21 protein-coding genes, 1 tRNA gene and 1 pseudogene are annotated in these 20,696 nt (G+C 70.6%); 14 read left to right on the top strand and 9 right to left on the bottom strand.

Annotation, left to right across the window (positions count from 1 at the left end):
* Positions 1-31 precede the first annotated feature (31 nt).
* The 5 genes and pseudogenes from ACZ4VA_RS26005 to ACZ4VA_RS25985 form a co-directional block, all read left to right on the top strand.
* The gene (locus tag ACZ4VA_RS26005) at positions 32-1,267 is read left to right on the top strand and encodes a sensor histidine kinase (RefSeq protein ID WP_468082617.1); all 1,236 of its coding nucleotides are present in this window, start codon (positions 32-34) and stop codon (positions 1,265-1,267) included.
* Positions 1,264-1,884 carry a response regulator gene (locus ACZ4VA_RS26000; protein WP_452923678.1) on the top strand — a complete coding sequence of 207 codons (621 nt, stop codon included), beginning with the start codon at positions 1,264-1,266 and terminating at the stop codon, positions 1,882-1,884. The genes ACZ4VA_RS26005 and ACZ4VA_RS26000 overlap by 4 nt, the downstream gene beginning before the upstream one ends.
* A gap of 134 nt (positions 1,885-2,018) precedes the next feature.
* Positions 2,019-2,591: a helix-turn-helix domain-containing protein gene (locus tag ACZ4VA_RS25995; RefSeq protein WP_468082615.1), complete on the top strand. Its 573-nt coding sequence runs from the start codon at positions 2,019-2,021 to the stop codon at positions 2,589-2,591.
* Positions 2,584-3,228 carry a hypothetical protein gene (locus ACZ4VA_RS25990; RefSeq protein ID WP_468082613.1) on the top strand — a complete coding sequence of 215 codons (645 nt, stop codon included), beginning with the start codon at positions 2,584-2,586 and terminating at the stop codon, positions 3,226-3,228. Before ACZ4VA_RS25995 ends, ACZ4VA_RS25990 begins: the two co-directional genes overlap by 8 nt.
* Before the next feature lie 231 nt (positions 3,229-3,459).
* A pseudogene (locus tag ACZ4VA_RS25985) lies at positions 3,460-3,722 on the top strand (site-specific integrase); the annotation flags it as partial.
* Positions 3,723-3,787: 65 nt separating this feature from the next.
* Here the strand turns inward: ACZ4VA_RS25985 and ACZ4VA_RS25980 are convergent.
* From ACZ4VA_RS25980 to ACZ4VA_RS25970, 3 genes are all read right to left on the bottom strand, one after another.
* A tRNA-Pro gene (locus ACZ4VA_RS25980) sits at positions 3,788-3,861 on the bottom strand.
* Between the two features lie 49 nt (positions 3,862-3,910).
* Positions 3,911-4,678: a Pr6Pr family membrane protein gene (locus ACZ4VA_RS25975; protein WP_468082611.1), complete on the bottom strand. Its 768-nt coding sequence runs from the start codon at positions 4,676-4,678 to the stop codon at positions 3,911-3,913.
* Between the two features lie 376 nt (positions 4,679-5,054).
* Positions 5,055-5,981 (bottom strand): metallophosphoesterase, encoded by a 927-nt coding sequence (locus ACZ4VA_RS25970; RefSeq protein WP_355794703.1) that lies wholly within the window; start codon positions 5,979-5,981, stop codon positions 5,055-5,057.
* Between the two features lie 276 nt (positions 5,982-6,257).
* Between ACZ4VA_RS25970 and ACZ4VA_RS25965 the strand changes: the two genes are divergently transcribed.
* The gene (locus ACZ4VA_RS25965; RefSeq protein WP_355794705.1) at positions 6,258-6,722 is read left to right on the top strand and encodes a GatB/YqeY domain-containing protein; all 465 of its coding nucleotides are present in this window, start codon (positions 6,258-6,260) and stop codon (positions 6,720-6,722) included.
* Positions 6,723-7,055: 333 nt separating this feature from the next.
* Here ACZ4VA_RS25965 and ACZ4VA_RS25960 read toward each other — a convergent pair whose 3' ends face one another.
* Entirely contained in the window at positions 7,056-9,353 is a 2,298-nt protein-coding gene (locus tag ACZ4VA_RS25960) for a transglycosylase domain-containing protein (protein ID WP_356163798.1), read from the bottom strand.
* A 408-nt stretch (positions 9,354-9,761) separates the two neighbouring features.
* On the opposite strand from ACZ4VA_RS25960, the gene wblA reads away from it, so the two are divergent.
* Positions 9,762-10,100, top strand: a complete 339-nt coding sequence (gene wblA, locus ACZ4VA_RS25955; RefSeq protein ID WP_059133594.1) for a transcriptional regulator WblA — start codon at positions 9,762-9,764, stop codon at positions 10,098-10,100.
* A gap of 261 nt (positions 10,101-10,361) precedes the next feature.
* On the opposite strand, the gene bagB is transcribed toward wblA, so the two are convergent.
* Together bagB and bagA are read right to left on the bottom strand one after the other, a co-directional pair.
* The gene (bagB, locus tag ACZ4VA_RS25950; protein WP_468082609.1) at positions 10,362-11,861 is read right to left on the bottom strand and encodes an ATPase BagB; all 1,500 of its coding nucleotides are present in this window, start codon (positions 11,859-11,861) and stop codon (positions 10,362-10,364) included.
* A complete protein-coding gene (gene bagA / locus ACZ4VA_RS25945; RefSeq protein ID WP_356163799.1) occupies positions 11,858-12,835 on the bottom strand; it encodes an ATPase BagA in 978 nt (325 codons plus the stop codon). Before bagA ends, bagB begins: the two co-directional genes overlap by 4 nt.
* A 72-nt stretch (positions 12,836-12,907) precedes the next feature.
* Here bagA and ACZ4VA_RS25940 point away from each other — a divergent pair, with 72 nt between their 5' ends.
* The 4 genes from ACZ4VA_RS25940 (at position 12,908) to ACZ4VA_RS25925 (ending at position 15,330) form a co-directional block, all read left to right on the top strand.
* Entirely contained in the window at positions 12,908-13,069 is a 162-nt protein-coding gene (locus tag ACZ4VA_RS25940) for a DUF4177 domain-containing protein (RefSeq protein WP_010986011.1), read from the top strand.
* Positions 13,066-13,533, top strand: a complete 468-nt coding sequence (locus tag ACZ4VA_RS25935) for a RidA family protein (RefSeq protein ID WP_355791573.1) — start codon at positions 13,066-13,068, stop codon at positions 13,531-13,533. Before ACZ4VA_RS25940 ends, ACZ4VA_RS25935 begins: the two co-directional genes overlap by 4 nt.
* A 100-nt stretch (positions 13,534-13,633) precedes the next feature.
* On the top strand, positions 13,634-14,503 hold the full coding sequence (locus ACZ4VA_RS25930; protein ID WP_355791570.1) for an NUDIX hydrolase: 870 nt from the start codon (positions 13,634-13,636) through the stop codon (positions 14,501-14,503).
* Positions 14,500-15,330 (top strand): MBL fold metallo-hydrolase, encoded by an 831-nt coding sequence (locus ACZ4VA_RS25925; RefSeq protein ID WP_468082608.1) that lies wholly within the window; start codon positions 14,500-14,502, stop codon positions 15,328-15,330. Before ACZ4VA_RS25930 ends, ACZ4VA_RS25925 begins: the two co-directional genes overlap by 4 nt.
* Before the next feature lie 17 nt (positions 15,331-15,347).
* On the opposite strand, the gene ACZ4VA_RS25920 is transcribed toward ACZ4VA_RS25925, so the two are convergent.
* Together ACZ4VA_RS25920 and ACZ4VA_RS25915 are read right to left on the bottom strand one after the other, a co-directional pair.
* The gene (locus ACZ4VA_RS25920; protein WP_356163800.1) at positions 15,348-16,166 is read right to left on the bottom strand and encodes a nucleotidyltransferase domain-containing protein; all 819 of its coding nucleotides are present in this window, start codon (positions 16,164-16,166) and stop codon (positions 15,348-15,350) included.
* A 120-nt stretch (positions 16,167-16,286) separates the two neighbouring features.
* Positions 16,287-16,961 carry a Crp/Fnr family transcriptional regulator gene (locus ACZ4VA_RS25915; protein ID WP_016642758.1) on the bottom strand — a complete coding sequence of 225 codons (675 nt, stop codon included), beginning with the start codon at positions 16,959-16,961 and terminating at the stop codon, positions 16,287-16,289.
* A gap of 329 nt (positions 16,962-17,290) precedes the next feature.
* On the opposite strand from ACZ4VA_RS25915, the gene nth reads away from it, so the two are divergent.
* From nth to ACZ4VA_RS25900, 3 genes are all read left to right on the top strand, one after another.
* Positions 17,291-18,382 (top strand): endonuclease III, encoded by a 1,092-nt coding sequence (gene nth, locus ACZ4VA_RS25910; RefSeq protein WP_468082607.1) that lies wholly within the window; start codon positions 17,291-17,293, stop codon positions 18,380-18,382.
* Positions 18,383-18,515: 133 nt separating this feature from the next.
* Complete coding sequence (locus ACZ4VA_RS25905) at positions 18,516-19,193, top strand: NUDIX hydrolase (protein ID WP_355788200.1); 678 nt, start codon at positions 18,516-18,518, stop codon at positions 19,191-19,193.
* A 13-nt stretch (positions 19,194-19,206) separates the two neighbouring features.
* The gene (locus ACZ4VA_RS25900; RefSeq protein WP_355788188.1) at positions 19,207-20,406 is read left to right on the top strand and encodes a MarP family serine protease; all 1,200 of its coding nucleotides are present in this window, start codon (positions 19,207-19,209) and stop codon (positions 20,404-20,406) included.
* A gap of 82 nt (positions 20,407-20,488) precedes the next feature.
* Here the strand turns inward: ACZ4VA_RS25900 and ACZ4VA_RS25895 are convergent, their stop codons facing one another.
* Positions 20,489-20,668, bottom strand: coding sequence for a hypothetical protein (locus ACZ4VA_RS25895; RefSeq protein ID WP_355788191.1), 180 nt, complete (start codon positions 20,666-20,668; stop codon positions 20,489-20,491).
* Positions 20,669-20,696: the final 28 nt, after the last annotated feature.

Raw genomic sequence — 20,696 nt, 5'->3', positions numbered from 1 at the left:
GGGACTTCCTTGGCTGGGAGAGGGAAACCACGTGCCTCCGGTTCTGCGCGGGACGGCGCACCAGAAGGGTCCGGAACGGATCGACCTGTACACACACCTCTCGTTGTACCTGCTTGTGCTGCTGGAACCGATCCTGCTGATCATCTGGCTGCTGTCCGCGCCGCCGGAGGCCATGAGCCGGTCGTCGGCCTTGCCGTTGACCGCTTTGGGACTGCTGCAGACGGTGGCGTGCGTGGAGCTCTTGCGCGCCGGACTGGCCCCGCACGCGCCGCAGGGTTCACGGCATCGGTTGAGGGTCGCGTTCGCCGCGGCATCGAGTCTTGCGGCGACGGTGACACCGCTCGCGCTGTACCCTCGCCCCCCGCTACTCACCGCGGACGCAGTCGAGTTGATGGCCGGTGGTGCCCTGACGTTCCTGGCCGGACCGTTGGTCATGGCCTGGCCACTGAGTGCGGCACTGGCGCTGCTGACCGCGCTCGCGGTGTGCGGTGCGCTGGCGGCAGGGGCACTGGGCACACCAGGTGGGGTCATCGCCGAAGCAGCCGTGGTGGCCTTGGTCGGGGGAATGGCGTTCTGCTGTGCTCATTGGTTCTCCGGCTGGACGCTCGGCGTGGTACGTGAGTTGAAACGCACCCGTGAGGTTCAGGCCCGGCTGGCGGTGGCCGAAGAGAGGCTGAGGTTCGCACGGGACCTGCACGACGTGCTGGGGCGCAATCTGACGGTCATCGCGTTGAAGAGTGAACTGGCAGTGGCACTGCACCGGCAGGGCCAAGCCGGACAGGCAGCGGCGCAGATGGCGGAGGTGCAACTCATCGCCCGGGAGTCCCAGGACGACGTACGAGCGGTTGTCCGGGGTTATCGCACGGCGGATCTGTTGACGGAGATCGAGGGCGCCCGATCGGTGCTGCGAGCGGCAGGCGTCGACTGCCGCGTCGAGGGCGGCGCGGAGCTCGAGGACGAACGACAGTCGGCGCTGGCCTGGGCGGTCCGCGAGGGGACGACCAACGTGTTGCGACACAGCGAGGCGAGGTGGTGCGCCATCACGCTGGACGTTGAGAGCAGAACAACCGTCGTCCTGACCATCGAGAACGACGGAGTCGACCGAGGAAGCACACCGAAGGGGGGAGGCGGACTCGTGGGCCTCACCGAGCGACTGGCCGCATTGGGCGGCACGGTGGAGGCCGGTCCCAGCAGTGATGGACGTTTCGCCTTGCGCGTCCGGCTTCCTCTGGAGTCCTCGCAGGTACTGGAGACGATGCCGTCGTGACCGATGAAAGGCAGATCCGGGTTCTGCTCGCCGACGACGAGCAGCTCATCACAGGCGCTCTGGCAGCCCTGCTCGGCCTCACGGGGGATCTGACCGTGGTGGGCCAGGCATCCACGGGAACAGAAGCGCTGGCCATGGCACGAGCGCTCAAACCCGATGTCGCGGTCCTGGACCTGCAGATGCCAGGGCTCGACGGCCTCGCCGTCGCCAAGGCGATCCGTGACGAGCTGCAGCATTGCCGAACCATGATCATCACCAGCCATGGTCGGCCGGGATACTTGAAGCAGGCCCTGGAGATCGGGGTCCGTGGGTTCCTGCCCAAGACGGTATCGGCCCATGATCTGGCGGACATCATCCGGACCGTCCACGCCGGCAAGCGCTACATCTCATCGGACCTGGCGGCAGAAGCCATCAGCGCGGGAAACGGCCCGCTCACCCCGCGCGAAGGTGACTTGTTGGCCCTCGCGGCGGACGGCGCGTCGATCGCGGAGATCGCCGAGCGTGTCGGCCTGTCGGCGGGAACTGTCCGCAACCACATGTCCTCGGCCTTGAGCAAGCTCGGGGCGGAGAACCGTCACGCCGCGGCACGTATGGCGCGCGAGTACGGCTGGATCTGAGAGCGATCACGCTTTCACGACCAAGGACCAGTCTCTCTCGCGAGTGCCTGCCGAACGGCTTGTGACACATACGAGCGCGGTCGTAATGCCGTGTGCTCGTGGACTCGAATAGCAACGCAGAAACGAAACGGGGATTGACCGAAATGGGACGCCCAGAGACGCGCATAGATCCTTCCGAAGGGCCACTGCAGAGCTTCGCGTACGAGCTCAGAGCGATCCGAAGGTCTGCGGGCAACCCTTCGTACCGCGAACTGGCGAGCCGCGCCAACTATTCGGGGACGACCCTGTCGGAGGCAGCCCGGGGGCTCAGTCTCCCCAGCCTGGAGGTGACGCTGGCTTACGTCGCGGCGTGCGAGGGTGACGTCGTGTTCTGGAGGAGGTACTGGAAGGAGACCGACGCCGCCTTGCGCACGTCCGAAGCCTCTGGCCTGGACACCTCGGCAATTCTTTCCGAGCCGGTCCCCGCGCATACCGGCATGTCCCGTCCCGCCGGCTCGCCGAAGGCGTCTGACGCCACCTCAGACGGAATACGCAACCCGGAACTGAAGGTGATCCTGCCTGCCCTCGCGGGACTGGCCGGAGCGACCGGGATGGTCGGCGTGGCTGGACTGGTCGGCACCAAGTCGAAAGCAGCGGCTCTCACCTTTGTGGCCGGTACCTGCATAGCGTCCGGTTTCCTGCTCGGAAGGGGCTTGGGAAATGCATGACCACACCACTCCCGAGTCCGTCGGGACGGCATCGGTGGCCCGCTCGTCCTGGAGGCGTTGGACGGGCGCCATGCTGCGTGATCTGAGGGACTGGGCGGCTCGCAGACCGATGACGCTGCCCGAGGGCCAACTGCCGATCCCGCATTCTTCGGACGTGCGGATGATCGTCTGGGCCTTCGCCGGAACCGACTTGGTCACCGGCCTCGTCATCGACGCAGTGCTTCCGCCGGCCGGTCGAGCGATTCATCTGCTGTGGATGGTGTTCTCGCTCGTTCTCTCGCTGGGCTTCTGCGCGATGACCGCCCGCGCACCTCACCTGCTGGACGACAGGAACCTGCGCCTACGTACCGGGCCGTTCCGTGAGTTGACGATTCCGGTCGAGGCGCTCGGGTCTGTACGCGTCACGCACGGTGCCACCCGAGGGTACGGACTGCGCAGGGTCCCGGATGAGGACGGCGCGGTGGCCTGCACCGTCGGCAGTGCCCGCAACCTTGTCATCGACCTCGAAGAGCCCATGCCGATACGCATGCGAAAAGGCGAACCGGTGCTGTGCAGGCGGATCTATGCCACCGCCGACCATCCAGGAGAGGCGGCGCGCCTGATCAGCCGCTCGCGCACGGGAAGGGCGAAACCGTGACGGACGGGACCATGAGGCCCCTCCCAGAGACACCCTTGAGAGAAAGTTCTACCGCGCTCATGATCGGCAACTGCTCGATCGTGGCCTGTCTGCCCACTTCTCGACTCGGCTACCGCTCCGGGCATGCCTTATGCACTGGACACGCCTCCGGGAGCCGCGGAACTCGCCGAGTCCCTACCTCCGCAGCTCGGGCCGCTAGCTGCACACGCAGGCTGTAGCTGGCGAGCCGCTGATGCGACCGACCACCCACGTGCCTTCCGGGTGGCTCTTAAGAGCGTCGAGGGGATCAACGCCGACGAGTGGACGCCTCGGGAACTCCGGTACCGCTCGTCTCTGCTCTCCGACAGTCGGGTGCCTGGAGGAGATCTCCCGGCTCGTCGGCCACTCCAGGACCGCCGTGACCGAGGAGCTCTACCGGAAGCAGATCCGGCCCGTGATCCAGACCGATGCTGTGGTCAATGGACGGCAGCTTCAAGCGGGATCCAGAGGGGTAATCACGCAGAAACACAAGAAGACCACCTAGGAACGTCCCTAGGTGGTCTACCTGCTGTTTCGGCTGTCGGGGTGGCGGGATTTGAACCCACGACCTCTTCGTCCCGAACGAAGCGCGCTGCCAAGCTGCGCTACACCCCGATCGTCGCCGTTTGTCGCGGCGACGTCGTTTACTTTAGCCCACCGGTGGCTAGAGACGAAATCCGGTTTTCGCGCGGCGGCGGACCGGGTCCGGGCGGAGGTGGTCCAGGGCGACGAGGAGGAGGGCGAGGGCGTAGAAGGCCAGGCCGAGGAGCAGGGCGTTGCTGAGAACGCCCGGGTGGCCGTGGCGGTCCACGTCCAGGAACGGGTACAGGTACCGGCCCGAGGACGTCGAGGGGATCATCGCGCTGCGGGCGACGGAGAAGAGCAGGTAGGCCACGGGATACAGCAGCCACGCGGCCGCCTGGCTCACCCGCACCGGCGCCGGGCTGGTCAGCAGCAGCCAGTCGATCACCGCGGCGATCGGCGTCACCGTGTGCAGCAGATGGTTCGCGACCGCGTGCCAGCCGGTGGGCGGGCCGCCCGTCATCGAGAACGGGCTGGAGGCGTTGGCCAGGATCACGTGGTACACGAGCCCGGTGATCACGATGTAGAGCAGGACGCCACCCGTCAGCATCGGATGCAGGGGGCGCCGAGCCGACCACGCGCGCCGAGCCGAGACGAGGAGCACGACGGCCAGCAGCACGTTGCTCTGGATCGTGAAGTAGCTGAGGACACGGATGGGGCTGCTGCCCAGTCTCAGCTCCAGGGCCACCCCTGCCGCCGCCGCCAGCACCACCAGGAGGCGGAAGACGGCTGTCGCGCGGCGGCGTACGGGCGCCACCACCGCGGTCGCGGGGACGATGAAGGGGGCCGGCGCAGGGATACCGGGAATCGCGGGGAGGTCCGGTATGTCCTTGGGTATCGGGGCGGTCATGGCCTCACGCTAAGCGCGAGTGACGAAACGGGCGATACGGGACAAGCTGAGCGGGTTACGCCGCCCGGGGGAGCGTGAACCACTCAGGTCGATCCCGACCCCCTGCCGACTCCGTACCAGCTCTTTCCCGGCTCCGTCCAGGTCCCGGAGGCGGGTCCGGGGGCGCGCTCGGAGGCGGGTTCGTTGAGCCTCCGGGACCTGCCTCTTGAGCCTCCGGGACCTGCCTCTTGAGCCTCTGGGACCCGCCTCCTGAGCCTCCGGGACCCGCGCCCTGAGCCTCCGGGACTTACCCCCCCTCGGACCCTCCGGGCCGGCACCCCAAGCCCTCGTCCGCCCCCGACCCGGGCGGCGCCGCCCCAAGCGGCGCCCCATCCACCTACGCCCGCGGCACCAGCGTCAGCAGTGAGGCCTCCGGGGGGCACGCGAAGCGGACCGGCGTGTAGCGGCTCGCTCCGCAGCCGGCCGAGACGTGCAGGTATGACGTCTGGCCCTCCGCGTGGTGCCGCGACAGGCCCTTGACCCGGTCCGTGTCCAGGTCGCAGTTGGTGACGAAGGCGCCGTAGAAGGGGAGGCAGATCTGGCCGCCGTGGGTGTGGCCCGCCAGGATGAGGGGATAGCCGTCCGACGTGAAGGCGTCGAGGCTGCGCAGGTACGGCGCGTGCACCACGCCCATCGAGAAGTCGGCCGACTCCGAGGGGCCACCCGCCACCCGCGCGTAGCGGTCCCGCTTGATGTGGGGGTCGTCGAGGCCGGTCAGCTCGACCGAGGCACCCTCGATCTTCAGCGTCCCGCGGGTGTTCGTCAGGTTCAGCCAGCCCGCCGAGTCGAAGCCGTCCCGCAGGTCCTCCCAGGGGAGGTGGATCGCGTCGACCACCGGCGCGTTGCCGTTCAGTCCGTGGCGTCCCTGGGCCTTCTCGAACAAGTACTTGGCGGGGTTGCGGAGTCGGGGGCCGTAGTAGTCGTTCGACCCGAAGACGTACGCCCCGGGGAACTCCATGAGGGGGCCCAGCGCGTCCAGCACCTCCGGGATGCCCTCCGGATCGGAGAGGTTGTCCCCGGTGTTGATGACGAAGTCGGGCCGCAGCCCCGCGAGCGAGCGAAGCCAGCGCTGCTTCTTGCGCTGCCCGCTCACCATGTGGATGTCGGAGACCTGGAGCACACGCAGGGGGCGCATACCCGGTGGCAGGACCGGGACCGTCACTCGTCGGAGACGGAAGGAGCGGGCCTCGAAGCCCGCCGCGTACAAGAGACCGGCGGCGCCCACCGCCGTGATTCCCAGGGGTACTCCATATCGCGCGCGCATAAGTCCATCGTGTCAGACCTCCGGAGGACCGACGCACGCCTGTGGACGACCGCCGCGACCCTCGCCCCCCGACCGTCGGCACCCTCAGTCCCGTACCGCCGCGGCCCCCGCGCCCGCACCGCCGGCACCCCCGCATCCGTGCCCGCCGCGGCCCCCGCACCGCCCACCCCCGCACCGCCCACCACCAACTCCCCGCACCGCCAACCGCGCCGCGACCGGACGGGTCCCGTGAAATCAACGGGCGTTCGAGTCGGCACACCTGCGACAATCGACGACATGACCACGCTCAAGTCGAAGCTGCAGGAAGACCTCAACACCGCCATCAAGGAGCGCGACGAGCTCCGCTCCTCGACGCTCCGGCTGACCCTCGCCGCGATCACCAAGGAGGAGGTCGCGGGCAAGACGAAGCGCGAGCTCTCCGACGACGAGGTGCAGAAGGTGATCACCCGCGAGGCGAAGAAGCGCCGTGAGGCGGCGGACGCCTTCGCTCAGGGCGGGCGTCCCGAGTCGGCCGAGCGGGAGAAGGCGGAGGGCGAGGTCCTCGCCGCGTACCTGCCCAAGCAGCTGTCGGACGAGGAGCTCCAGCAGATCGTCGCCCAGGCGGTCGAGGAGGCCAAGGCGGCCGGTGCCGAGGGCCCGCGTGCCATGGGCCAGGTCATGAAGATCGTGAACCCGAAGGTGGCCGGTCAGGCCGAGGGCGGTCGCGTCGCCGCCGTCGTCAAGCAGCTCCTCGCCGGCTGAACCCCGGCGCCTCGGCTCCCGGACCAGCAGAGGCCCAGTACGCGCGGCCCGGCCACGGACGGAGTCCAGTACCCGAGCCTCGGCCACCGACGGAGTCCAGCCCACGAGCCCCGACTACCGACGGAGTCCGGTACACGAGCCCCGGCTTCAACGGAGCCCAGTACACGAAAAGGTGGGGGCGCCCCCGATCACCAGGGGCGCCCCCACCGCCGTACTCAAGGGGCGCACGACCCCCGACCGCTCGTTCAGCCGCCGAAGCCGAAGCCGAAGCCGAAGCCGAAGCCGAAGCCGAAGCCCAAGTCCGACCCCGGGCCCGCGCCCGAGCGCCCTCAGCTAACCCTTCCGGCCCCCAGGCCCGTTCCCGCCGTTGCCCTGGCCCTGGATGAAGCCCTCGGGGATCGAGAAGGACGGGGTCGGGAAGGTGCCGCCGTCGGTGCCGCCGTCCGTCGTCACGCCGCCGTCGGTGGTCATCCCGCCGTCACCGCCGCCCCCGTTGCCATGCCCGTTGCCGTGGCCCTTTCCGTCGTCGCCGTTTCCGCCGTCGTCGTTGCCCCGGTCGGGCTCGGGGTCCGGGATGTCGATGAGGTTGAAGTTCGGCGCGGGCTTGCCCTGGAGGGCGCCCGTCATCATGTCCCGCCAGATGGGGCCGGGGACCTCACCGCCGTAGACCTTGTCGCGGTAGACGCCGCCGATGGTGATGTTGGTCATCCGGCGCTTGTGGGCCGGGTCGCCGACCCAGACCGCGCCGGCCATGTTCGGCGTGTAGCCGACGAACCAGGCGGCGTAGCGGAAGTCCGTCGTACCGGTCTTGCCCGCGCTGGCGCGCCCGGAGAGCCCGGCCTCGGTACCCGTACCGTCCTCGACCACGCCCTTCAGCAGCGTGCTGATGGTGTCTGCGGTGGTCTCCGACATGGCCCGGGAGCAGGACGACTTGGGCACCCGCAGGGACTTCTTCTCGTCGCCGACGGTCTGGCTGATCGACTCGATCGCGATCGGCGTGCAGTACGTGCCGCGCGAGGCGAAGGTCGCGTACGCGTTCGCCATCGTCAGCGGGGACATCTCCTGCGTGCCGAGCGCGATGGACGGCGCCTGGGCGATCTTGCCGCCGTCGGCGCGGTTCACGCCCATCTTCTTCGCCATGTCGGTCACCGGGCAGATGCCGATGTCGCTGATCAGCTGCACGTAGTAGGTGTTGACCGACTTCGCGGTCGCTTCCTTCATGCCGTACGGGCCGCGCTCCGACTCGTTCTCGTTCGTGAGCTTCTCGTTCTGGAGGTTGGTCCAGTTCTTGCCGCCGCAGACGGAGACCGGGCTCGGGTACTCCATCTCGTACGGCGACGAGTACTGCTGCGTCGCCGACTTGCCGCCCTCGACCGCGGCCGCCGCCACGATCGGCTTGAACGTCGAACCGGGCTGGTAGCCGGCGCCGCCGCCCATCTCCTTGTCCACGGAGAGGTTTATCTGCGTCTCGTGCTTGCCGAAGCCGTACGGACGCGACTGGCCCATCGCGAGGATCTTGCCGGTGCCGGGCTCGACGATGGTGGCGGCGGTGGCCACGTCGTCGCTCTTGTTGACGTGCTCCTTGATCGACGCCTGGGCCGACTGCTGGGCCTGCGGGTCGAGCGTCGTGCGGATCGCCAGGCCGCCCTGGTTCCAGACCTTGGCGCGGGCCTCCTTGGTCTTCCCGAAGACCGGGTCGTTCAGGAAGACCTCGCGCACGTAGTCACAGAAGAAGCCGGCGCCCTTGACCGCGGTGATGCAGCCGTTCTTCGGCTTGCTGACGTGCAGTCCGAGCGGCTTCTTCTTGGCCTTCTCGGCCTCCTGCCGGGTGATGTCGTGCACCTCGGCCATGCGTGTGAGCACGGTGTTGCGCCGCTTGGTGGCCTCCGCCTCGTCGTTGACCGGGTCGTACCGGCTCGGCGACTGGACGATGCCCGCGAGCAGCGCGGACTCCTGGAGGTTCAGCTTCTTGGCGGACTTGGAGAAGTACCGCTGGGCCGCGGCCTCGACGCCGTAGGCCTGCTCACCGAAGAAGGTGATGTTCAGGTAGTTCTCGAGGATGCGCTTCTTGCCGAGCTTCTCCTCGATCTGGATCGCGTACTTCAGCTCGCGGATCTTGCGGCCGAGCGTCTGCTGCGTGGCCTCGGCGACCTTGGTCGGGTCGTCGCCCGCCTCCTCGACGAAGACGTTCTTCACGTACTGCTGCGTCAGCGTGGAGGCGCCCTGGGCGACCCCGCCGCTCTGCGCGTTCTGGTTCACGGCGCGCAGGATGCCCTTGAGGTCCACGGCGCCGTGCTCGTAGAAGCGCGAGTCCTCGATGGCGACGATCGCCTTCTGCATGTACGGCGAGATGTCCTTGAGGTCGACCACCGTGCGGTCGCGCGAATAGACCGAGGCGATCTGGCCGCCCTGGTTGTCCAGGATGGTCGTGCGCTGGCTCAGCGGGGGGCGCTTGAGATTGGCCGGGATCTCGTCGAAGCCTTCGACGGAACCCTTGGCCGCGAGACCGAGCGCGCCGGCCGCGGGCAGCGCGATTCCGGCCAGCACGGCTCCCGCGAGCACACTGACACCGAGGAACTTGGCGGCCTGCTGCGATGGGGACAGACCACCGCCCGAGCGCTTCTTTGGCATGAGGGCAGCCTACGTTCTCATTCGCCGGACACGCGTATATGCCTTGGCCTAAGCTGCTCTCAACTGTCACAGCAGCAGGGCCACGTATCAAGTACGTCCGGCGACCCCGAATCGTTCCGGAAGTCTCCCGATTATTTGTGGGGGGCGTGTCCGAATCCGCCTTGTGTGTCATCAGGCGTCCGTTGTGACTCAACTGAACTGTCCCGGTTGGCCGGGAAGCTCACGTATGTCCTCCGCTCACTCCCCCGGGTGATCTGCCGCTTACGCATAGTCCGTTCGGACCATTCAAGATTGGGCCCGAAGGGGGTGTTGCGCTGTGCCCACCTTCCGTAACGTCCTCAACTGGCGGCGGTGAATATGCCGCTGCCGCCGTGGGGGAGCCTCGATTCGGGAGAGGACGGCGCCGGTATGGGCTGGGTAACCGACTGGAGTGCGCAGGCGGCCTGCCGCACTACCGATCCGGATGAACTGTTCGTTCAAGGAGCAGCGCAGAACCGGGCGAAGGCGGTGTGCACCGGATGTCCGGTGCGCACGGAGTGCCTCGCCGACGCGCTGGACAACCGCGTCGAGTTCGGCGTGTGGGGTGGCATGACGGAGCGGGAGCGCCGCGCACTGTTGCGCAGGCGGCCGACCGTGACGTCCTGGCGCCGGCTGTTGGAGACCGCGCGTACGGAGTACGAGCGCGGGGCCGGACTGCTGCCTCTCGACGAGGAAGAGGTGTACGAGAACTACGCGGCGGTGGGCTGAGGGGACCGTCCCTCGGACCCGGACGCCGCCCCCTCGGGGCAGCGGCGGCGGGTCTGTCGGGTCCGTTCCCACCACCCCGCGGCACGAAGGGCGCGTCGCCCGTCGTGCACGTCAGGGGGTTTTACAGGCGCGGGCGCAGGGCTTCGGGCAGACGCCGGCCCCCGTGCCGCTCGGCCGGGCCTTCGGCCACACGCGCCACCTTCCGGGCGGTGCAGGTCGGCCGGGGGGCCTGGAGGCGTGCGCCGCCGGCCGTGCCTCGTCTCAGACGTCTGCTTCGGGCAGCTCCGGCCGATGGGCCGCGAGCCGGTTCCCGATGTCCCGCAGCCCCGCGAGGTCGTGTACGTCGCCGGGCAGCGCGCCCACTTCGGCCACCGCCACCTCGGGGTGGCGTGCGGTGAAGCGGTCGCGCGTGCGCTGCTCGCGGGAGAGCAGCCGCATGCGCTCGGCGTGCAGCCTCAGCAGGCCTGCGGTGAGTTGTTCGACTGCTCCGTCCGGGGCGGGGGAGCCTGCGGCGGGAGCGGGATTCTGGCCAGCGGGAGTTTCTGAACTGCCGTACGTGTCGGGAGAGTTACGAAGTCCAGCTTTCCCGTCCCCCTGATCCACAATGCCGGTGCCGTCAAGATTTTCTACGGCCGTGGAGTCGCCGCCCTCCCCGACCGCCGGGGCCGCGTCCTGCGTGGTCGCCGGGCCGGTGTCCCGCGTGGTCGTGGCCCCGTCGCCCGCGGCGAAGGAGCCGTCCTCGTCCGCGCCCTCGGGGGCGTGCTCAGCGGCGGCGAGGTCGAGGGTCTCCGCGGCGGCGAGGGCCCGCTCGGCGGACAGCTGGGCCGCGCCGCTGCCGTGCACGCGGTTCAGGACCAAGCCCGCCAGCGGCATGTTCTCGGCGGCCAGGCGCTCCACGAAGTACGCGGCCTCGCGCAGCGCGTCCCGCTCTGGGGCCGCTACCACCAGGAACGCCGTGCCGGGCGCCTGGAGCAGCCGGAACGTGGCGTCCGCGCGCGTGCGGAAGCCGCCGAACATGGTGTCCATGGCCGCCACGAACGTCTGGACGTCCTTGAGCAGCTGACCGCCCAGCACCTTGCCGAGGGTGCCCGTCATCATGGACATCCCGACGTTCAGGAACTTCATCCCCGCGCGTCCGCCGACCTTCGCCGGCGCCATCAGGACCCGGATCAGCTTGCCGTCCAGGAACGAGCCCAGCCGCTTCGGGGCGTCCAGGAAGTCCAGCGCCGAACGCGAGGGCGGCGTGTCGACGACGATCAGGTCCCACTCCTCGCGGGAGCGGAGCTGCCCGAGCTTCTCCATCGCCATGTACTCCTGCGTGCCCGCGAAGCCCGCCGAAAGCGACTGGTAGAAGGGGTTGTTCAGGATCGCGGCCGACCGATCGCGGTCCGCGTGCGCCTCGACGATCTCGTCGAAGGTGCGCTTCATGTCGAGCATCATGGCGTGCAGCTCGCCGTCGCCCTCGACGCCCTTCACGCGGCGGGGGGTGTTGTCCAGGGAGTCGATGCCCATCGACTGGGCGAGCCGGCGGGCCGGGTCGATGGTCAGCACGACCACCTTGCGGCCCCGCTCGGCGGCCCGCAGCCCGAGGGCGGCCGCCGTGGTCGTCTTGCCGACGCCGCCGGAGCCGCAGCACACCACGATGCGGGTCTTCGGGTCGTCGAGCAGCGGATCGATGTCCAGGACGTGTGCGGAGTCGATCGCGCGGGCCGTTTCGTGTGCGGGGCCGTGGCCCTGGGTGCGTGCCGGGTCCGGACTCATGAGATCCCTTGCTGACGCAGTTCCTTGGCCAGTTCGTAGAGGCCCGCGAGGTCCATGCCCTCGGCGAGCAGCGGCAGTTCGTGCAGGGGCAGGCCGGACTCCTGGAGCACGGCGCGCTGTTCGTGCTCCAGGACGTGCCGCTCGGCGTACTCCTCGGCCTGCTGGAGCAGCGGCTCCACGAGCCGCTCGGCGAGTCCGCCGCGACGGGCGCCGCCGAGCCCGGCCGAGGAGAGCGCCTTGGCGAGGGCGGTGCGCGGGACGGCACCGGCGAACTCCAGGTCGGCCCCGTCCAGTACGGCGGGACGCACCATGTTCACGATGAGCCGGCCCACCGGCAGTCCGGCCGCGCGCAGTTCGGCGATGCCGTCGGCGGTCTCCTGGACGGGCATCTCCTCCAGGAGGGTCACCAGGTGGACGGCCGTCTCGGGGGACTTCAGGACGCGCATGACGGCCTGCGCCTGATTGTGTATCGGGCCGATCTTCGCCAGGCCGGCCACTTCGTCGTTCACGTTCAGGAAGCGGGTGATGCGGCCCGTCGGGGGCGCGTCCATCACCACGTAGTCGTAGGCGAAGCGCCCGCTCTTGTCCTTGCGGCGCACGGCCTCGCAGGCCTTGCCCGTCAGGAGGACGTCCCGGACGCCGGGCGCGACGGTGGTCGCGAAGTCGATGGCGCCGAGTTTCTTGAGGGCGCGTCCCGCGCCGCCGAGTTTGTAGAACATCTGGAGGTAGTCCAGAAGGGCCAGCTCGGCGTCGATGGCCAGTGCGTACACCTCCCCACCGCCGGGAGCGACGGCGATCTTCCGCTCCTCGTAGGGCAGCGCTTCTGTCTCGAAGAGCTGCGCGATGCCCTGTCTGCCCTCGACCTCGACGAGGAGGGCCCGCTTGCCCTCGGTCGCGAGGGCGAGCGCGAGGGCGGCGGCTACCGTGGTCTTGCCGGTACCGCCCTTGCCGCTGACGACCTGGAGCCTGCTCACGTCTTCGAGCCTAACCAGTCCGCGCCCGGGCTACGCGGGAGGCTGTGGATAACAGCGGATACAGTCGGCCACATGACCAAGTGGGAATACGCAACCGTGCCTCTGCTCGTCCATGCCACGAAGCAGATTCTGGACACCTGGGGCGAGGACGGCTGGGAGCTCGTCCAGGTCGTGCCCGGGCCGAACAACCCCGAGCAGCTGGTGGCCTACCTGAAGCGGGAGAGGCAGGCATGAGTGCCGTCGAGTCCAGGCTCCGGGAGCTCGGCCTGACGCTGCCGGCGGTCGTACCGCCGCTGGCCGCCTACCAGCCGGCCGTGCGCTCCGGCGTGTACGTCTACACGGCCGGCCAGCTGCCGATGGTGGACGGCAAGCTTCCGGTGACCGGCAAGGTCGGCGCCGAGGTCACGGCCGAGGAGGCCAAGAACCTGGCGCGAATCTGCGCGCTGAACGCCCTCGCCGCGGTCAAGTCCGTGGCGGGCGACCTGGACCGCGTCGCGCGTGTCGTGAAGGTCGTCGGCTTCGTCGCCTCCGCCTCGGACTTCACCGGCCAGCCGGGTGTCCTGAACGGCGCGAGCGAGCTGCTGGGCGAGGTCCTCGGCGACAAGGGCGTGCACGCCCGCAGCGCGGTCGGCGTGGCGGTCCTGCCGCTGGACGCGCCGGTCGAGGTCGAGATCCAGGTGGAGCTGACCGAGGCGTGACCTGCCGCCCCGGGGCGGGCGTCCGGTCCGGGCGCCACCCCCGGGGGGCGGCCCGACGGCCGCTCTCGAACATCAGCGCGCCACGGGATAGCCTCCCGCCATGGCGAATGGGCAGTGGTACCCACCGGAGTGGCCCGAGCGGATCCGTGCGCTCGCGGACGGCACCCTCACACCGGCCGCCCCGCGACGGGCGGCCACCGTCATGCTGCTCAAGGACACCGAAGGCGCCCCCGTGGTGCACATGCTGCGCAGACGCGCCTCCATGGCCTTCGCCGGGGGCGCGTACGCGTATCCGGGCGGCGGCGTGGACCACCGCGACGACGAGCGCCACATCCGCTGGGCGGGTCCCACGCGCGCGTGGTGGGCGGACCGGCTCGGCGTGGACGACACGTCCGCCCAGGCCGTCGTCTGCGCGGCGGTCCGGGAGACGTACGAGGAGGCCGGTGTCCTGCTCGCCGGGCCCACCCCGGACACCGTGGTCGGCGACACCACGGGCGAGGACTGGGAGGCGGACCGCGCGGCCCTCGTCGCCCGGGACCTGTCCTTCGCCGAGTTCCTGGACCGCAGGGGACTCGTCCTGAGGTCGGACCTGCTCGGCGCCTGGACCCGCTGGATCACCCCCGAGTTCGAGCCGCGCCGCTACGACACCTGGTTCTTCGTCGCCGCCCTCCCGGAGGGGCAGCGCACCCGCAACGCCTCCACGGAGGCCGACCGCACGGTGTGGATCACGCCCGCGGACGCGGCGGCGGGGTACGACAAGGGCGAGCTGCTCATGATGCCGCCGACCATCGCGACGCTGCGTCAGCTGCTCCCGTACGGCACGGCGGCCGAGGCCCTCGCCGCCGCGCCGGACCGCGACCTGACCCCCGTGCTGGCGCGGGCCCGCCTGGAGGGCGACGAGGTGGTCCTGTCCTGGCCGGGGCACGACGAGTTCACCAAGCACATCCCGACCGGTGGAGCCCCCGCATGACGGAAGCAGCAGCCCTTCCCGGACAGCCGCGCGGCGGGGTCCTGTCCGGCCCCGCCACCGAGCGCGCGGTGAACGTCCTGGCCCCCAACGCGTCCGCGATGACCCTGGACGGCACCAACACCTGGCTGCTGTCCGAGCCGGACTCCGACTTCGCGGTCGTCGTCGACCCGGGCCCCCTGGACGAAGGACACCTGCGGAACGTCGTGGACACGGCCCGGCGGGCCGGCAAGCGGATCGCGCTCACGCTGCTCACGCACGGCCATCCGGACCACGCGGAGGGCGCCGCGCGGTTCGCCGGGCTGACCGGCACGAAGGTGCGGGCGCTGGACCCGGCGCTGCGGCTCGGTGACGAGGGGCTCGCCCATGGGGACGTCATCACCGTCGGCGGCCTCGAACTGCGGGTCGTGCCGACGCCCGGGCACACCTCCGACTCGCTGTGCTTCCATCTCCCGGCCGACCGGGCCGTCCTGACCGGGGACACCGTGCTCGGTCGCGGCACGACCCTCGTGGCCCACCCCGACGGCCGCCTGGGGGACTATCTCGACTCCCTGCGGCGGCTGAGGTCCCTGACGGTCGACGACGGCGTCCACACTGTCCTGCCGGGCCACGGGCCCGTCCTGGAGGACGCCCAGGGCGCGGTCGAGTTCTACCTCGCCCACCGGGCCCACCGGCTGGCGCAGGTGGAGACGGCGGTCGAGAACGGCTTCCGTGCACCTGAAGAGGTCGTCGCCCACGTGTACGCAGACGTCGACCGCTCGCTGTGGCCGGCGGCGGAGCTGTCGGTACGGGCCCAGCTGGACTACCTCCAGGAGCACGGTCTCATCTGACGTCCCCTCGGGGGTGCTCAGGGCCGGGGCGCTTTGACGCCGTGCACGCGCGCGTACTCCCCGGCCAGCCACGGCCCCAGGTCGTCGGTGTACGCCCGCAGGACGGCGAGGTCCCCGCGCGGCTCGTACCCGAGAAGGGCCGCCTCGCGCATCTGCGGGGCCCGCTCCGGGTGGTACGTGCCGAACGCCTCGGCCATCTCCCGCAGATCGCTCGTCCAGCCGTTCCAGCGCGGCATGACGAGCGTGAAGCCGGTGCGGACCAGACGGCGGGACATCCCCCGCACCAGCGGGCGCAGCGCCTCCTCGCGGTCGCCCGCCTCCCGGACGCGCTCACGCCAGCCGGGCAGCAGCAGCGCGAGGTCGCCGTTGGTCTCCCGGGCGAGCAGGGAATCGGGGCGGTAGCGCGGCAGATGTACGGCGAGATCCGCGCCGAGCAGGGGCGTGCACAGGCAGGCGAGGAACCAGCCGAGGTCGTGCCGCTCCAGATCGCTCACGGCCTGCACGCGGCTCACCAGCAGGGTCCCGGCACCGTCGATCTGGTCGAACTCCCGGTCGAGGGCCGCGTCGAGGAGCCGGGCGTCGGCCCGGTCCGCCTCGGTGGGCTCGTCGCGCAGCACGAGTAGCAGGTCCAGGTCGCTGCGGCCCGGGCGCGCGGTGCCGCGCGGGACGGAGCCGTACAGGTACGCGCTGTCCAGTCGAGCCCCGAAGACGTCGGCCACGCGCGTGCGTGCGGCGGCGACCAGGGGCCGGAAGGCGGGCGGGACCTTCGCGAGCGACCCCTCGCGGGCGATGTACCCCTGGGCGTCGAGCCCCCTGCGCCGCACACGTCCGTCCACGCCCCCACTCTGCCCGACCCCTCGGACGCCCGATCGGCGGAGGGCGGGAACGGGCGGCCACGACGACGACGGGGCCACGCCCGGAGGCGGGACCCCGTCGTCGTACGGCGGAAGAAGGCGTCAGCGCGAGCGCTTCGCGAGGCGCTCCACGTCCAGGAGGATCACGGCGCGGGCCTCCAGCCGGAGCCAGCCGCGGCCGGCGAAGTCGGCGAGTGCCTTGTTGACCGTCTCGCGCGAGGCGCCGACCAGCTGGGCCAGCTCCTCCTGCGTCAGGTCGTGCACGACGTGGATGCCCTCCTCCGACTGCACGCCGAAGCGGCGGGAGAGGTCGAGCAGCGCGCGGGCCACGCGGCCCGGCACGTCCGAGAAGACCAGGTCGGACATCTGGTCGTTGGTCTTGCGCAGGCGCCGGGCGACGGCGCGCAGCAGGGCGGCGGCCACCTCGGGCCGCGCGTTCAGCCAGGGCTGGAGGTCGCCGTGGCCGAGGCCGAGCAGCTTGACCTCGGTGAGCGCGCTGGCCGTGGCCGTACGCGGGCCCGGGTCGAACAGCGACAGCTCGCCGATCAGCTCACCGGGGCCGAGGACGGCCAGCATGTTCTCCCGGCCGTCGGGGGAGGTGCGGTGGAGCTTCACCTTGCCCTCGGTGACCACGTACAGCCGGTCCCCGGGGTCGCCCTCGTGGAACAGAGCGTCACCGCGCGCGAGGGTCACCTCACTCATGGAGGCGCGGAGCTCCGCGGCCTGCTCGTCATCGAGCGCCGCGAAGAGCGGGGCGCGCCGCAGAACGTCGTCCACGAGTTCTCTCCTTGTCGACCTGCTCAGGGGATCTTGCTCCCCCGTGTGCCAGGGGACCGTGTTCCCCATTTTGCCGGGCGGTCCAAACAGTGTGATCAGTCACAAGTCTGCCGCACCGGCGTCCTGGGGAGTGCGGCAGGGGGCCAATTGGGGGCCGATCTTCAGGGTCCGGGGCGGATGTCGGTGCCGGGCTTTAGGCTGGCCGGGTGTCCAAATCGCCGGTGAGAGCACAGGCCAAGGGGGCTGGGCGGGTGGTTGTACGTCGTGATTCCGCTGTGGGCGAACAGGCCACGGACGGAACCGGTAATCCGACAAATGCGGCGGCGTCGGTGCCGGCGCGGTCCGCCGCCGAGACGCCCGCCGCCGCTGTCGGCAGCCCTGCCACCGAGAAGCCAGAGAAGCCCGCGAAGAAGACGAAGGCCACTGTGAAGAAGCCGGCGCCCGCCGAGAAGACCACCGCCCCGACGGGGGCCGCAGCGAAGAAGGCGGCCGCCGAGCCCCGGACCGCCGCCGCGAAGAAGGCGGCCCCCGCCAAGAAGGCGACGAAGGCCGCGAAGGCGCCGGTCGCGAAGACGCCGGCCAAAAAGGCGACCGCCAAGAAGGTCCCGGCCGGCAAGGCGCCCGCCGCCAAGAAGACCCCGCCGCCGGCCAAGCCCGACCCCGCACTCGTCCGCCGGGCCCGCCGCATCAACCGCGAGCTCGCCGAGGTGTACCCGTACGCCCACCCGGAGCTGGACTTCGAGAACGCGTTCCAGCTGGTGATCGCCACCGTGCTGTCCGCGCAGACGACCGACCTGCGGGTGAACCAGACGACCCCGGCGCTCTTCGCGAAGTACCCCACCCCCGAGGACCTGGCCGCCGCCAACCCCGAGGAGGTCGAGGAGATCCTGCGGCCCACCGGGTTCTTCCGCGCCAAGACCAAGTCGGTCATAGGGCTCTCCAAGGCCATTCGGGACGACTTCGGGGGCGAGGTCCCCGGCCGTCTGGAGGACCTGGTCAAGCTGCCCGGAGTCGGCCGCAAGACCGCCTTCGTGGTGCTGGGCAACGCCTTCGGACGGCCCGGGATCACCGTGGACACCCACTTCGGGCGGCTCGTGCGCCGCTGGCAGTGGACCGAGGAGACCGACCCGGACAAGGTCGAGGCGGCGGTCGGCGCCCTCTTCCCGAAGAGCGACTGGACGATGCTCTCGCACCACGTGATCTTCCACGGCCGCCGCATCTGCCACGCCCGCAAGCCCGCCTGCGGCGCCTGCCCCATCGCCCCACTCTGCCCGGCGTACGGGGAGGGCGAGACGGACCCCGAGAAGGCGAGGAAGCTCCTGAAGTACGAGAAGGGCGGCTTCCCGGGCCAGCGGCTCAAGCCCCCGCAGGCCTACCTGGACGCGGGTGGCATCGCGGCACCGCCCCTGGGCACCGGATGACCTGCGGCGCGGAACGATCCGCGGCCCCGCACGCGTTGAGACCGGCAGAACGGGGGTGGCGATGACGCACGCGAGTCATACGCACCAGGGCCACGACACACACCAGGGCCACAACGCGCGGCACGGACACGGCATGCCCGCCGACCCGATCGCGCTGAGCAAGGACGGCCTGCCCGGCTGGCTGGAGCCGGTGGCGCGCGCCGCGGAGACGGTCAAGCCGCTCCAGCTGAGCCGCTTCCTGCCGCCCGCCGACGGCGCGGGCCGCCAGTCCGCCGTGCTGGTCCTCTTCGGCGAGGGGGAGCGCGGCCCGGAGCTGCTGCTCATGGAGCGCGCCAGCTCGCTGAGATCGCACGCGGGCCAGCCGTCGTTCCCCGGCGGCGCCCTGGACCCGGAGGACGGCGACCCCGAGGGCGACGGCCCGCTGCGGGCCGCGCTGCGCGAGGCCGAGGAGGAGACCGGCCTCGACCCGAGCGGCGTGCAGCTCTTCGGCGTGCTGCCCCGCCTCTACATCCCGGTGAGCCACTTCGTGGTGACACCGGTGCTCGGCTGGTGGCGCCGCCCCACCCCGGTCGACGCGGTCGATCCCGCCGAGACCGCCCGCGTCTTCACGGTCCCCGTGGCGGATCTCACGGACCCCGCCAACCGGGCGACGACGGTTCATCCGAGCGGCCACCGCGGCCCGGCATTCCTGGTCGAATCGGCCCTCGTGTGGGGCTTCACGGCCGGCATCATCGACAGGATCCTGCACTACGCGGGCTGGGAGCTGCCCTGGGACCGGGAGAAGCAGGTCCCGCTCGACTGGCGCGCATGACAGGGTGGCCTCCGTGAATGTGCTGGACATCCTGTTGCTGGTCGCCGCCGTGTGGTTCGCGATCGTGGGCTATCGCCAGGGCTTCGTCGTCGGCATCCTGTCGGTGATCGGCTTCCTGGGCGGCGGGCTCGTCGCGGTCTATCTGCTCCCGGTGGTCTGGGGCGCCATGACCGACGACTCCGAAGTCAGTACGTCGGCGGCCGTCGTGGCGGTGATCGTCGTGATCGTCTGCGCCTCCGTCGGCCAGGCCCTCACCACCCACCTCGGCAACAAGCTGCGCCGGTACATCACCTGGTCGCCCGCCCGCGCCCTGGACGCGACGGGCGGCGCCCTGGTCAACGTGGTGGCGATGCTGCTCGTGGCCTGGCTCATCGGCTCGGCCCTCGCGGGCACGACGCTGCCGACGCTCGGCAAGGAGGTCCGCAACTCCAAGGTGCTGCTGGGCGTCTCGCGGGCGCTGCCCGCCCAGGCGGACACCTGGTTCGCCGACTTCTCCTCGGTCCTCGCGCAGAACGGCTTCCCGCAGGTCTTCAGCCCGTTCGCGAACGAGCCGATCACCGAGGTCCAGCCCCCGGACCCGGCCCTCGCCAAGAGCGCGGTGGCCACCCGCGCGAAGAAGTCCATCGTCAAGGTCATGGGCACCGCGCAGAGTTGCGGGAAGGTCCTCGAAGGCACCGGCTTCGTCTTCGGCGAGCGCCGCGTGATGACCAACGCGCACGTGGTCGGCGGAGTCGACGAGCCCACCGTCCAGATAGGCGGCGAGGGCCGGCGCTACGACGCGACGGTCGTGCTCTACGACTGGGAGCGCGACATCGCCGTACTGGACGTGCCGAACCTGCGCGCGCCGGCCCTGCGGTTCACGTCCGACGACGCGACCAGGGACGACGGCGCGATCGTCGCCGGCTTCCCGCAGAACGGCTCGTACAACGTGCAGCCCGCGCGCGTGCGCGGCCGGCTCACCGCCAACGGCCCGGACATCTACCACCGCGGCACGGTCCGGCGCGACGTCTACTCGCTGTACGCGATCGTCCGCCAGGGCAACTCCGGCGGCCCGCTGCTCACCCCGGACGGCAAGGTGTACGGCGTGGTCTTCGCGAAGTCGCTCGACAACGACGAGACCGGCTACGCGCTCACCGCGGACGAGGTCCGTGAGGATGTCACCAAGGGACGCAGGGCCAACCAGCAGGTCGACAGCGACAGCTGCGCGCTCTGACGCGGAGTCTGTCCGAGGAGGAGCGGTCCGCGGGGTACGGCGAGCCGCCCGGCCGGAAGTGCCCTGACGCCCCGGCGGCGGGTCAGCCGCGGGTGTGACGGAGCCGCGCCGAGACCCAGCGGGCCCGGCGGCGCAGAATGTGCGGGATCCCCAACCTGAGGTCCGTGCCCGGCAGCTGCGGGGCACCCCTCTGGTGGGAGCTCAGGCCCGTGGCCGAGCGACGGGTGCGTGCTGCGTCACTGTAGTCGTGCGTCCAGCCCATACCCCGACGTCTGCCCGGGCCTCATGGT

The organism is Streptomyces sp. NPDC028308 (assembly GCF_055565855.1).
The sequence above is the reverse complement of the archived record's forward strand: the minus strand, read 5'-3'. Positions and strand labels throughout refer to the sequence as shown.

Bases quoted from the DNA above. Each gene is read 5' to 3' on its own strand.
- ACZ4VA_RS25940 (WP_010986011.1), top strand. From the start codon at position 12,908: ATGACCAAGTGGGAATACGCAACCGTGCCTCTGCTCGTCCATGCCACG.
- ACZ4VA_RS25960 (WP_356163798.1), bottom strand. From the start codon at position 9,353: ATGCCAAAGAAGCGCTCGGGCGGTGGTCTGTCCCCATCGCAGCAGGCC.
- ACZ4VA_RS25965 (WP_355794705.1), top strand. From the start codon at position 6,258: ATGACCACGCTCAAGTCGAAGCTGCAGGAAGACCTCAACACCGCCATC.
- ACZ4VA_RS25905 (WP_355788200.1), top strand. From the start codon at position 18,516: ATGCCCGCCGACCCGATCGCGCTGAGCAAGGACGGCCTGCCCGGCTGG.
- ACZ4VA_RS25895 (WP_355788191.1), bottom strand. From the start codon at position 20,668: ATGGGCTGGACGCACGACTACAGTGACGCAGCACGCACCCGTCGCTCG.
- ACZ4VA_RS25990 (WP_468082613.1), top strand. From the start codon at position 2,584: ATGCATGACCACACCACTCCCGAGTCCGTCGGGACGGCATCGGTGGCC.
- ACZ4VA_RS25925 (WP_468082608.1), top strand. From the start codon at position 14,500: ATGACGGAAGCAGCAGCCCTTCCCGGACAGCCGCGCGGCGGGGTCCTG.
- ACZ4VA_RS25930 (WP_355791570.1), top strand. From the start codon at position 13,634: ATGGCGAATGGGCAGTGGTACCCACCGGAGTGGCCCGAGCGGATCCGT.
- ACZ4VA_RS25970 (WP_355794703.1), bottom strand. From the start codon at position 5,981: ATGCGCGCGCGATATGGAGTACCCCTGGGAATCACGGCGGTGGGCGCC.
- wblA (WP_059133594.1), top strand. From the start codon at position 9,762: ATGGGCTGGGTAACCGACTGGAGTGCGCAGGCGGCCTGCCGCACTACC.
- bagB (WP_468082609.1), bottom strand. From the start codon at position 11,861: ATGAGTCCGGACCCGGCACGCACCCAGGGCCACGGCCCCGCACACGAA.
- ACZ4VA_RS25975 (WP_468082611.1), bottom strand. From the start codon at position 4,678: ATGACCGCCCCGATACCCAAGGACATACCGGACCTCCCCGCGATTCCC.
- ACZ4VA_RS25935 (WP_355791573.1), top strand. From the start codon at position 13,066: ATGAGTGCCGTCGAGTCCAGGCTCCGGGAGCTCGGCCTGACGCTGCCG.